Source organism: Sporolactobacillus sp. THM19-2 (assembly GCF_004153195.1).
In the GTDB taxonomy this organism is placed as follows: domain Bacteria; phylum Bacillota; class Bacilli; order Bacillales; family Sporolactobacillaceae; genus Sporolactobacillus.
Map to the genome: position 1 here is coordinate 127,245 of NZ_SEMC01000005.1, position 12,398 is coordinate 139,642.

General features: G+C 46.7%; 12 protein-coding genes. All 12 read left to right on the plus strand.

Going from position 1 to position 12,398, the window contains the following annotated elements:
* The first annotated feature begins 6 nt into the window (after positions 1-6).
* On the plus strand, positions 7-3,576 hold the full coding sequence (gene smc / locus EWH91_RS06425; RefSeq protein WP_129929207.1) for a chromosome segregation protein SMC: 3,570 nt from the start codon (positions 7-9) through the stop codon (positions 3,574-3,576).
* Positions 3,577-3,616: 40 nt separating this feature from the next.
* Positions 3,617-4,612, plus strand: coding sequence for a signal recognition particle-docking protein FtsY (gene ftsY, locus EWH91_RS06430; protein ID WP_129929208.1), 996 nt, complete (start codon positions 3,617-3,619; stop codon positions 4,610-4,612).
* Between the two features lie 89 nt (positions 4,613-4,701).
* The gene (locus EWH91_RS06435) at positions 4,702-5,037 is read left to right on the plus strand and encodes a putative DNA-binding protein (RefSeq protein WP_129929209.1); all 336 of its coding nucleotides are present in this window, start codon (positions 4,702-4,704) and stop codon (positions 5,035-5,037) included.
* A 12-nt stretch (positions 5,038-5,049) separates the two neighbouring features.
* On the plus strand, positions 5,050-6,399 hold the full coding sequence (gene ffh / locus EWH91_RS06440) for a signal recognition particle protein (RefSeq protein WP_129929210.1): 1,350 nt from the start codon (positions 5,050-5,052) through the stop codon (positions 6,397-6,399).
* Between the two features lie 54 nt (positions 6,400-6,453).
* Positions 6,454-6,726, plus strand: a complete 273-nt coding sequence (gene rpsP, locus EWH91_RS06445) for a 30S ribosomal protein S16 (RefSeq protein WP_129929211.1) — start codon at positions 6,454-6,456, stop codon at positions 6,724-6,726.
* Positions 6,727-6,827: 101 nt separating this feature from the next.
* Complete coding sequence (gene rimM / locus EWH91_RS06450; RefSeq protein ID WP_129929212.1) at positions 6,828-7,352, plus strand: ribosome maturation factor RimM; 525 nt, start codon at positions 6,828-6,830, stop codon at positions 7,350-7,352.
* Entirely contained in the window at positions 7,342-8,073 is a 732-nt protein-coding gene (gene trmD, locus EWH91_RS06455; RefSeq protein ID WP_129929213.1) for a tRNA (guanosine(37)-N1)-methyltransferase TrmD, read from the plus strand. The genes rimM and trmD overlap by 11 nt, the downstream gene beginning before the upstream one ends.
* 136 nt (positions 8,074-8,209) lie before the next feature.
* Entirely contained in the window at positions 8,210-8,551 is a 342-nt protein-coding gene (gene rplS / locus EWH91_RS06460; RefSeq protein ID WP_129929214.1) for a 50S ribosomal protein L19, read from the plus strand.
* A 184-nt stretch (positions 8,552-8,735) separates the two neighbouring features.
* Positions 8,736-9,611: a ribosome biogenesis GTPase YlqF gene (gene ylqF, locus EWH91_RS06465; protein WP_129929215.1), complete on the plus strand. Its 876-nt coding sequence runs from the start codon at positions 8,736-8,738 to the stop codon at positions 9,609-9,611.
* 101 nt (positions 9,612-9,712) lie between these two features.
* Positions 9,713-10,474, plus strand: coding sequence for a ribonuclease HII (locus tag EWH91_RS06470; protein WP_129929216.1), 762 nt, complete (start codon positions 9,713-9,715; stop codon positions 10,472-10,474).
* 21 nt (positions 10,475-10,495) lie between these two features.
* Positions 10,496-12,010 carry a flagellar hook-length control protein FliK gene (locus tag EWH91_RS06475; RefSeq protein ID WP_129929217.1) on the plus strand — a complete coding sequence of 505 codons (1,515 nt, stop codon included), beginning with the start codon at positions 10,496-10,498 and terminating at the stop codon, positions 12,008-12,010.
* Positions 12,007-12,297, plus strand: coding sequence for an EscU/YscU/HrcU family type III secretion system export apparatus switch protein (locus EWH91_RS06480; protein WP_129929218.1), 291 nt, complete (start codon positions 12,007-12,009; stop codon positions 12,295-12,297). The genes EWH91_RS06475 and EWH91_RS06480 overlap by 4 nt, the downstream gene beginning before the upstream one ends.
* The last annotated feature ends 101 nt before the right edge of the window (positions 12,298-12,398 follow it).

The window sequence follows — 12,398 nt, forward strand, 5'->3', positions numbered from 1 at the left end:
ATCAGGATGTTTCTGAAAAGGCTGGATATCTCAGGTTTCAAGTCCTTTGCCGATAAAACATCCGTGACATTCGTTCCCGGAGTGACAGCTGTTGTCGGGCCAAACGGGAGCGGAAAGAGCAATATCACTGAAGCGATACGCTGGGTACTTGGCGAGCAGTCGGCAAAGTCGCTGCGCGGTTCGAAGATGGAGGATATTATCTTCTCCGGAAGTGACGCGCGAAAAGCAGTTAATATGGCGGAAGTGACGCTGACCCTTGACAATCGCGATCAGTACATCCCGCTGGACTACAGTGAAATCGTCGTCACCCGGCGCGTATTCCGGTCGGGTGAAAGCGAATTTATGTTAAATCGTCAGAATTGCAGACTGAAAGATATTGTTGATCTGTTTATGGATTCAGGACTCGGGAAAGAAGCTTATTCTGTCATCGGACAGGGTAAAATAGATGAAATATTAAACAGCAAGTCGGAAGACAAGCGCAAAATATTTGAAGAAGCTGCCGGAGTACTTAAATATAAACTGCGGAAGCAGGCGGCGGCGAAAAAGCTCGTCGATTCCGAAGATAATCTGAATCGGGTTGAAGATATTCTTCATGAATTGAAAAACAGGCTGGATCCCCTGGAAAAGCAGGCTTCTGTTGCCAAAGATTACCTTGCAAAGAAAGCAGAACTCAAGCAGGTAGATGTTGCACTGCTCGTGTATGATATCGACCGGATTCATCACTCCTGGACGGAAAAGAAAAAGCGTGTTCAGGATCTGAATCGCCGCAAATCAGAACTTGAAAAAACGCTTCATGAGACAGAGGAGCGGTTCCAGACGATGAGAGAACGGCTTGATCATTTCGATCAGTCAATCGATGAGTGCCAGTCAAAACTGGCTGAAGCAGGAGAAAACCTCGAGAAAATTCTTGGCCGGCAGCATGTCCTGAAGGAAAGGAAACGACATACAGAAGGCAGTTCCCAGGACTTAAAAGAACGGATTGAACAGCTGACGCGTCAGCTGAAAGAAGAGCAGGAGCAGTATAAGAAAGCAGAAACTGTTTTTCTTGAAGAACGTGCGAAAATGCAGCGTCTCAATAAAAGTCTGAAGGAAAAGCAGACTAAATATACTGATTTTGACCAGAACCTTGACGAACAGATTGAAAAAGTGAAGGCTGAATATATTGACGTGTTAAATCAGCAGGCGTCTATGAGAAATGAGACCCGCTATCTGAATGATCAGCATGCTTCCATCAGCCATAAGCGATCTCTGACTGATGAACAGATCCATGCAGCGTCTAAACGGGTCCAAGAAGCAGAATCCGGAAGACAGCTGGCGGAACGGAAGCTGAAGGAGGCAACTGCAGAAGGGGACCTGCTGCGTAAAGCGTTAGATGATGCTGATTCTGCATTGGAGCAGCAGCACAACCGTTACACAAAACAAAAGCATGCTCTTGAGAAAATTACCCGTTTCATTGATCAGGCGGAATCTAAAAAGGAAATGCTCGAAGCGCTGAAGGAAGATTATGCAGGCTTCTATCAGGGTGTCAGGATGGTTCTGAAAAACAGACACAGGTTGCAGGGTATATCCGGGGCTGTGGCCGAACTGATTCGTGTGGATCAGGCGTACCAGACAGCTATTGAAGTCGCTCTTGGCGGCTCTTCCCAGAGCGTGGTGGTCGCCGATGAAGCATCGGGACGACGTGCCATTCATTTTCTCAGGAAGAATCAGGCGGGTCGTGCCACGTTTCTTCCTTTATCGGTGATGCGGCCCCGTTTTCTTCCGGTGAATGAGCGAAGGCAGCTTGAGAAGAGATCCGGCTTTATCGGCACGGCCGACGAACTCGTTACGTGTGACGCGAAATACCTTACCGTCATCAGACATCTTTTAGGTTCGGTCATTATTGCCGAGACGCTGGAACAGGCGAATCAGCTGGCCCATGTGATGGGATATAAATTCAGAATCGTCACGCTGGCCGGCGATGTTGTTTCTCCCGGCGGGGCCATGACAGGTGGAAGCCGGAAGAAGAATGGTTCAGGGCTGATTGGCAGAAACTCTGAGATTGAGACAATAAAAAACCAGCTCAGGGAAATGCGCACAAAAGTACGTGAACTGAAAGCGCAGTTTTCTGAATTAAAAAATACACTCTCTTCCGACGAGCTGAAAAGAGGGAAACTGGCTGATTCGCTGAAAAAAAATGATGAGAAAATGCAAAACCTCAGGTCCCATCTGTTCGAGGCCGGTGCTGAAGAAAAAAGCAGCAGGGACAACTATCAATTACTGACCCGGGAACACGGTGATTATGCGGCTGAGGAAAATAAAATAAACGCCAGACTCAATGAAATCAAGCGAATAACCGCCGAAAACGAGGAAAAAGAGCAGGCGCTGACGGCCAGAATCAATCAATTAACGGAAACCAGTCATCATCGAACGTCTGCAAGAAGTGCTCTGGAAAAAGAAATCACCGCCCTGAAGGTAGAGACAGCATCGCAGAATCAAATTGTGATTCATCAGCAGGAGACAGTCAAACAGATGAAAGCACATGTCGAAGAGCTTACTGCCTCTATTGATGCACTCAGGTCATCTGCTGAAGGGGTAGATGCAGATCTGAGTGATCAGGTTCTGTCTGAAGAGAAATTAAGGATGGAGGCAGAGCGATCAAAGCGTGAAAAAGAACACCTTGCGGCATTATTGAAAGAGCGGAAAGCAAAGCGGACCGCTGATCATTCTGAAATTGCCGGGCTGGAGTCCGAAATGAAAAGGGACCGGGGAAAATATGATCATCTGACACAGGCCTTTCAGAATGAAAAGGTTGCTTTGGAGCGCCTTGACGTCCAGCTTGACCATTTACTCGATGCCCTCCGGGAAGATTACGAAATGACGATTGACAGAGCAAGGGAAAACTATCGGCTTAAGATCGATCCTGAGGATGCCCGAAAGAAGGTTAAACTGATCAAACGGGCGATCGATGAACTTGGGACGATCAATGTTGGAGCCATTGAGGAATATGATCATGTACTTGAGCGTTATCAGTTCCTTACAAACCAGCGGAATGATCTCCTTAAAGCCCGTGAAACTCTGGAACATGTGATGACAGAGATGGATCGTGAAGTAGCCAGACGCTTTTCCGAAACCTTTACGAAAATCCGCAGCCAGTTTCAGATGGTTTTTCAGGAACTTTTTGGCGGCGGACGTGCAGATCTGAAATTGATCGACCCGAACGATCTACTTGAAAGCGGTATTGAAATATTTGCCGAGCCGCCGGGGAAAAAGCTCCAGCGGCTCTCCCTTCTCTCAGGTGGAGAACGGGCACTGACGGCGATTGCACTTCTTTTTGCTATTCTCAAGATTCGCCCGGTACCGTTCTGCGTTCTGGATGAGGTGGAAGCGGCACTGGATGATGCCAATGTGGACCGATATGCCGAATTTCTTAAGAATTTTAGTTCCGAAACGCAATTTATTGTGGTGACGCACCGGCACGGTACGATGGAGCATGCTGATGTCCTTTATGGGGTGACCATGCAGGAGTCGGGCATCTCGAAACTGGTGTCTGTAAGATTGGAAAAAACGGATGAATTACTCCAGACCGGCGGGTAATGGCCGATACATACCGTCATTTTTTGAAGGGGGCAGAACTATGAATTTTTTCACCAGGATGAAAGAGAAGATCAGCGGCGGAACGGAAACGGCAACAGAGAAATTCAGAGATGGGTTAAGTAAAACCAGAAAATCGTTTTCTGATAAAATGAATAACCTGGTCAAGAGATACAGGAAGGTTGATGAAGAATTTTTTGAAGAACTGGAAGATATCCTGATTGAATCGGATGTCGGCATGACGACGGTTCTTGATCTTGTCGAGCAGCTGAAAGACGAAGCAAAAACAAGAAATATCAAAGAAACCGAAGAACTGAAAGAAGTTATTATTGAGACGCTATCAGGTTTTCTGACCAAAAATAAAGAAGAGACAAAACTTCAGATGAACCCGGATGGATTAACCGTGATTTTGATGGTTGGCGTAAACGGTGCCGGTAAGACGACGACAATTGGCAAACTGGGCTACAGGCTCAAAAAAGAGGGGAAGACCGTTCTGCTGGCTGCAGCAGATACCTTTCGTGCCGGTGCCATTGATCAGCTGAAGGTCTGGGGGGATCGCGCGCAGATTGATGTGATCAAACACCAGGAGGGAAGTGATCCCGCATCGGTCATTTATGATGCGATAAAAGCCGCAAAGTCACGTGGTACGGATGTGCTTCTCTGCGATACAGCCGGTCGTCTGCAAAATAAAGTCAATCTGATGAAAGAGCTGGAGAAGATTAAGCGTGTCATCGAAAGGGAGTGTCCCGGCGGACTGCAGGAAGTACTTCTCGTTCTTGATGCTACAACCGGCCAGAATGCGCTCAATCAGGCGAAACTTTTTAAAAAAGCTTCTAATGTTACGGGTATTGTACTTACAAAACTTGACGGGACGGCAAAGGGCGGCATCGTTCTCGGCATCCGCCATGAACTTGATATCCCTGTCAAACTGGTTGGTCTCGGAGAGAAAATGAATGATCTGCAGGTTTTTGATGCTGATGCCTTTCTCTATGGAATATTCTCAGATCTTTTTAATACACCGGATGTAAAAGAAAAGTGAACTGTTAAGATAAAAACTTGACAGTGTGGGCAGGTTTCTGTATGATGAGTCAGTAAAGGAAAAGCCTTTACACTTAAGGGGATTTTACTATGCTTGAGAAGGTTTTACGAGTCAATGCCCTATATGATTTTTATCAGCCGCTTCTCACCCCTAAACAACAGGAATACCTGGACCTTTATTATCTCAATGATCTTTCGCTGGGTGAAATTGCCGAGAGATGCCAGGTTACCAGACAGGCAGTATATGATAACCTGAAACGGGCGGAACACGCACTGGAAGCCTTCGAAGAAAAATTGGGGCTTTTCCGGAAGTACCAGTCACGACAGTCTTTAATCCGGGAATTACGTACGGAAGCAGGCAAGATGGACAGTGATGATCGCCGGATAGTAGATTCGGTTCTCGACCGGATGGAGAAATTGGATTAGGAAGTGAGAAGAATGGCATTTGAAGGTCTGTCTGAAAGACTACAGGCAACGATGAAGAAAATCCGTGGCAAAGGTAAAGTCTCCGAATCTGATGTAAAGCAGATGGGACGGGAAATCCGTCTGGCTCTTCTTGAAGCCGATGTTAATTTCAAGGTTGTTAAATCCTTTGTTAAACGTGTTCAGGAACGGGCAATTGGTCAGGAAGTGCTGAAAAGTCTGACACCCGGTCAACAGGTCATCAAAGTGGTTAAAGAAGAATTAACTGCACTGATGGGCGGTGAACAGACAAAATTTAATTTTGCATTGAAGCCGCCTACGGTTGTCTTGTTTGCCGGGCTGCAGGGTGCCGGTAAAACGACATCCGCTGCCAAGCTGGCAAATTATCTTCGCAAGTCGAATAATAAGAAACCGCTGATGATCGCTGCCGATATTTATCGCCCTGCTGCGATTAAACAATTGCAGACTTTAGGCAGTCAGCTGAATATCCCTGTCTTTTCGCTGGGCGATCAGGTCAATCCTGTTGATATTGTCCGCAGGGGACTTGAGGAGGCCGGTAAAGAGCACAACGATCTTGTCCTGATTGATACTGCCGGCCGGCTTCATATTGACGACACGCTGATGGATGAACTGGAAAAGATTAAGGCTGTCAGTCATCCGGATGAAGTTTTTCTTGTCGTTGATGCAATGACCGGACAGGATGCCGTCAATGTTGCCTCCGCATTCAATGAGCGTCTTGATCTCACAGGGGTTATCATGACGAAACTGGATGGGGATACACGCGGCGGAGCTGCTTTATCGATCCGCTCAGTGACTGGAACGCCGATTAAATTTGTCGGTACGGGTGAAAAGATGGATGCCCTTGAACCTTTCCACCCGGATCGAATGGCCTCCCGCATTCTTGGTATGGGTGATGTTCTCTCCCTGATTGAGAAGGCACAGGCCAACGTCGATCAGGAAAAGGCCAAAGAGATGGAGAAGAAAATTATGTCCGTCAGCTTTACATTGGATGATTTCCTTGATCAGATCGGTCAGGTCCGTAATATGGGACCGATTCAGGATCTGCTTGCCATGATGCCCGGAGCAAACAAGTTCAAGGGTATGAAGAATATGCAGATTGATGATAAAAAAATTGATCAGGTTGAAGCTATTATCCGGTCCATGACCGTTCAGGAAAAAAATGATCCTGATATGATCAATGCCAGCCGGAGGAAACGGATCGCTCTTGGCAGCGGGACTTCTATCGCCGACGTGAACAGGCTGCTTAAACAATTCAAAGACATGAAACGCATGATGAAGCAGTTCATGGGCAGCGGCGGCAAGGGCAGGAAGCGTCGGAATCCCTTTAATCTGCCGTTTACGTAAGCATTACGGCAGGGAATACAGCAAAACAGTAAACTTTCAGGAAGGTGTTTATTTATGTCAGTTAAAATTCGTCTGAAACGTATGGGAGCAAAAAAACGTCCATTTTACAGAGTCGTTGTTGCCGATTCACGTGCGCCGCGTGACGGCCGTTTTATCGAAGAAATTGGAACTTATAATCCGGTATCCACACCCAAGGCTTTTGATGTGGACGAGGAGAAAGCACTGGACTGGCTGAAGAAAGGTGCACAGCCATCCGACACGGTCCGTAATCTCTTCTCCAGGAAGGGACTTATGGAGAAATTTCATCATGCTAAATTCCAGAGATAAACACTGTGACGGGAGTTATCTCTGAATATGTACCAGTGAAAAAGAGAAGGGGGACAGTTCCCTTCTCTTTTTCACTATATACCAGGCAAGGAGGAATGATTGTGACACATTGGCAATATGTCGGTAAAATTGTCAATACACGGGGCATAAAGGGGGAGGTTAAAGTGATCAGCGTTACTGATTTTCCGGATGAACGTTTTGCCACAGGTGCACTTTTATATGTGCATGATGAGAAAAATAGCACGTATCACCCCCTGACAGTGACCGGCTTTACCAGACGGAAGACGTTCGACTGTCTGACGTTTAAGGATTATGATTCAATTAATGCTGTAGAAAAATATAAAGGATGTTCCCTGTATGTGCCTCGTGAGCAGCTTTCTGAGCTGGAAGAGGGATCCTACTATTATTATCAGATCATCGGTGCACAGGTGATGACAGATACCGGAACGCGCCTTGGCAGGATAAAAGAAATATTATCACCAGGCGCAAATGACGTCTGGGTTGTGGAAACTGAAGGAAAAGATCTGCTGATCCCTTATATCAAAGATGTTGTCAAAGCCGTTGATACCGAAAAGAAACAGGTAACCATTCATTTAATACCGGGGCTGATCGATCATGAAGATTGACATACTTTCCCTTTTTCCGGATATGTTCAGCGGGGTACTGTCCGAGTCTATTTTAGGACGGGCCGCTGAAAGAGGAGCAGTTTCTTACCATATCACAGATTTCAGGGATTATACGAAAAATAAGCATCGTAAAGTTGACGATTATCCCTTTGGCGGGGGGGCAGGAATGGTTCTTATGCCTCAGCCTCTGTTTGACGCCGCTAAATCGGTCAGCACTGAAGGAGGCGGAGCGTCGCGTGTCATCCTCACCTCTGCACAGGGTAAACCTTTTCGACAGAAGGATGCCATCGATCTTTCCGGAGAAAAACACCTTGTTTTTATCTGTGGGCACTATGAGGGGGTTGATGAACGGGTCGCCCGTTGCCTGGTCACGGATGAATTTTCCATTGGTGATTTTGTGATGACAGGAGGAGAACTGGCGGCGATGTCGATGATCGACAGCATCGTCAGGCTTCTTCCGGGAGTACTCGGCAATGACACATCCGCCTTAACGGATTCTTTTTCCGATGGATTGCTGGAACATCCTCAATATACACGTCCGGCTGATTTCAGAGGGATGAAAGTACCTGATGTCCTGCTGTCAGGAAACCATGAACGGATTGCCGAATGGCGTCATAAAGAATCCCTCAGAAGAACCTTCACACGCAGACCGGATCTGCTTAAGGGCAGGCCTTTGTCCGATCAGGAAAGGAAATGGCTGAGAGAATTTAAACAGGAATAAATCCGCCGGTCTGCTTGCATATTCATGAAACAATATGGTACTATTAAATTCGTGGCATTTGTAAGTTGAATACGATGTTCCGCTGCAGTCAAAGGAGGCTGTAAGAGCATTTGTACGGAAGGAGGCCATTACTGTTATGTCTAACGTGATTGATGAGATTACTAAAGAGCAGCTGCGTACCGATGTCCCGGATTTCAGACCCGGAGATACACTAAAGGTACACGTAAAAATCACCGAAGGAACACATGAACGTATACAGGTGTTCGAAGGTGTTGTCATTAAGCGTCACGGTACCGGAATAAGTGCGACATTTACCGTAAGAAAGATTTCTTATGGTGTCGGTGTCGAACGGACCTTCCCGGTGAATTCGCCGAAGATTGATAAAATTGATGTGGTTCGTCTGGGCAAGGTTCGCCGGGCAAAGCTTTATTATCTCCGTGAACTCCGCGGTAAAAAAGCGAGAATCAAAAGCAGATAATTTTTTTATCATGTCAATAAGAATCGAAAAAGGGTCTGGGAAACCAGACTCCTTTTTATACTCTTAAAGAAAACATGAAATGGATGAAACAAATCATGAAAGAATGTGGAGCAGGGGGCGTTTCCCTCTCTTTTCACGGGATGATCCACAATAATTGCACGTAAAAAAGAAAGGAGGCGTTCACATGACGATTCAATGGTATCCTGGTCATATGGCTAAGGCCAGACGACAGATGATCGAGAGAATGAAGCAGATAGACGTTGTTATCGAGCTTGTCGACAGCAGAATTCCGGAAGCTTCACGGAATCCGCTTGTTGACGAAATGGCCTCAGGAAAATCCAGACTGCTGATACTGAATAAGGCGGATATGGCCGATAAGCTCATCACACAAAAATGGGAAAATTATTATGAACGTCAGGGCTATATCGCCCACCAGGCAGACAGCAGAACAGGCAAGGGTGTATCAGCCATACCGGAAGTTGTTCACCGGATGACTGCCGGTCGACGGGCAAAACTGGAGCAAAAAGGATTCCGGCCGCATGCTGACCGTGCCCTTATTATTGGGATTCCCAACGTCGGCAAATCGACCCTGATTAACCGGCTCGCGGGGAGAAAAATTGCAAAGATTGGTGACCGCCCGGGCGTCACGACAGCCCAGCAGTGGATAAGGGCAGGCAATACAATGGAACTGCTCGATACTCCGGGGATTCTGTGGCCGAAGTTTAAATCTCACGAAGTCGGCCTGTATCTGGCGGCAACAGGGGCTATTAAAGAAGATTTGCTGGATTTTCAGGAAATAGCTGTTTTTATTTTGAAAATTTTAATACGCAGGTATCCGTCACAGCTTTCTGAACGTTATAAGCTGCCGCCTGTCAACCGCTCAGCAACAGACGAAAATGAGCAGGATCTGATTGTTGCTCTTTTTGATCAGATAGGCAGAAACAGGGGCTGCCTGATGAAAGGCGGCAGCATCGATTATGATCGGACGTCTGAGCTGATCGTCAGGGATTACAGGAATCAAAAGCTGGGTCATCTGACACTTCAGACCCCGCCGGTTTAATCCTGGCGGAGCTTTATCACCTTCCGGTTAAGCGCGTCTGAAGCGCAGGCCGGCATTAAAGAAAACCATTTCTTTACCGATATAAAAGACAGGGGAAGAACATGCAATACATGACCGTTGCTCAGATTAAAGAAAAACTGCAGGCTGTACAAACTCTGTCACCTGAAGATTATTCAGCATTGGAACATGATTCACGTGCCGGTGTCCGGCACCTGATCAGGATCTGGGAGCGAAAGCAGCAGCGCAGAAAATTGCTGATCGAAAAATTCGATGAAATGAACCGTTATGAACGGGAACTTTGGGATCAGGGCTTCCAACATGTTGCCGGCATCGATGAAGCCGGCAGAGGCCCGCTTGCAGGCCCGGTTGTTGCAGCCTGTGTGATACTCGGAACGGATACGGTTTTACCCGGACTTAATGATTCAAAACAACTGACTCCTTCGAAGCGTGACCTGTTGTACAGACAGATCCGGCAGAATGCTTTATCAGTCAGTGTCGGGATGGTTTCGGCCCGTGAAATTGACTCTGTGAATATATACCAGGCAGCAAGGCGATCCATGGTGCAGGCAGTAAAAAATATGAAGATCAAGCCGGATTATCTTCTGATCGATGCCATGCGCCTGCCACTCGAAATTGATCAGAGTTCGCTCATAAAGGGCGATGCACGGAGTAACTCAATTGCCGCCGCATCAATTATCGCAAAGGTCACCCGGGACAGGCTTATGAATGAGCTGGATCAGGTATATCCCGGTTATGGATTTTCAGGAAATAAAGGTTACGGGACAAAGGAGCATGTTGAGGCGATCAGGAAACTGGGTCCCTGTCCGGAGCATCGCATGACATTTGCTCCGCTGAAATCATAAAAAGATATTGAAGGTGATTTCATGAATTTCCAGCCTTATGCGATCAGCCAGAGTCAGCTGGCAGGTACATTCGTTCCTGAACAGATTCTCAGGGGAAGAGTCATGGAAATCCTGCCGGATCGGAATGTGCTCCTTCAATTAGGGGCAAATCAGGTGATCGCAAAAATTGATGCAGTAAATCCACCGCTTAAAGCAGGGAAGGACTATCTATTTCAGATTAAACAACTGTCACAGCCTGTTACAGCGCAGGTTCTGCATCGCCGTCCGGGAGATCGGAATCAGATACCGTCGGGGGAGTCGATGGTTCAGAGCACTCTGGAGACATTCAGGGTAAAAGATGATGCTGTAAACCGTCAGCTGGTTCAGTCATTCTTTGATATGGGCGAGCCCCTGACCCGTGAAATGCTCGTTGCAAGCCGGGCATTAATCGGGGGAAGATCTGCTGCTCCTTCAGATATCCAGTCTATCCGCTGGCTGATTAATCGTGATCTTCCTTTGAGCCGGACATTTTTTGATATGGCCCGTGATTTAATGACGTCAGAATCTGCTGCGCATCAGCTGTCGACACTTCAGGATCAGCTGCTCCATTCGGATAAGGTCACCTCATCCATCGAGGCGCTGAAAAAAACAATAGCTGAGCTTCTGCACCCCGAGTCTGCCCTTTTGCCGGCCTCCGGGATGAAAGGTGAGACCCCTTCACTGTTTCTGCTGCAACACTTTTTTGCCGGGCTTGGGAAGCCTGAGGTCCGTTTACAGCCCCTTCAACGTTTCTTAAACAGCATGATGACAGTTAAAGATGCGGATGAATTACTGAAGGCACTGAATATCAATATGAAGCCCTCAGATTTTTTGAAGCAACTCTCCGTTTTTATCTCCGGATCAAATCCGGCAGATACCCGCCATCCGGCAGAAAATCCGAGTTATTCTCTTTTCGTGCACGTACTGAAACTTATGGGGTTTGAATATGAGCATAAATTGTTGAAACAGGCCGAAAGCGGAGAACAACTGGATCATGGCCATTCTCTCAAAGCCGGGCTCCTTGCTGTTGTTCAGGATAAGGAAGCACCGGTTCAAATCCGTAAAACGGCATCTGAGATGGTACAGCGTATCACCGGCGATCAGATTCAAATGATTTCTTCAGATCCTGATGTTGCACAGTTCTCTTTTCAACTGCCCGTTCCACGGCACAATGATATCGAGGATGCAACGGTCTATTTTGAGAGTAAGAGAGGCAGAAAAGGGCAGATTTCTCCTGATTCATGTACGATTGTTCTATGTCTGGACCTGCCTCACCTGAAAAAAACGATAATCTGTATCCGAATTCAGAATCGATCGATGTCTCTTACTGTCGAAAACAGCAGGACCGATCTGAGTCAGTTGTTAAAGGACGGACAATCTGAACTCAGTCAGCACCTTTCTGCTATGAATTATCAGTTAATTTCCGTTTCTCAGGTTGAAAATCTGGATCCCGGGCTGATCCGAAGGGCGAGTGAGCCACTGGTTTTATCACATTACCGTCTGGATGTGAAAGTATGAACGACAGAGAACCTTCTAAAAAGAAAAAGGCTGTGGCTCTGAATTATAAAACAGGGCAGGACCAGGCGCCTTATGTTTCAGCAAAAGCTGATGGAAAAATGGCTGAGCAGTTAATTGAAAAGGCTAAGTCTTTAAATATTCCAATACAGGAAGATCCCGATCTTGTTTCTATGCTTTCCCGGCTTGATCTGAATGAAATGATACCTGTTGAACTTTATGAAGCTGTTGCTGAAATTTTCGCTTATATCCGGAAAATTGATGAAAAAAAAGGAGGAAATGCGCACTGAGTTGCCGAATAGTAACAATACAGATCATGCATTTTGATTTACCCTCTTTTCCTTATTTTCAGTATTCCCTCCCCCTGAAATTTTCCTGAACTCATCTCTTG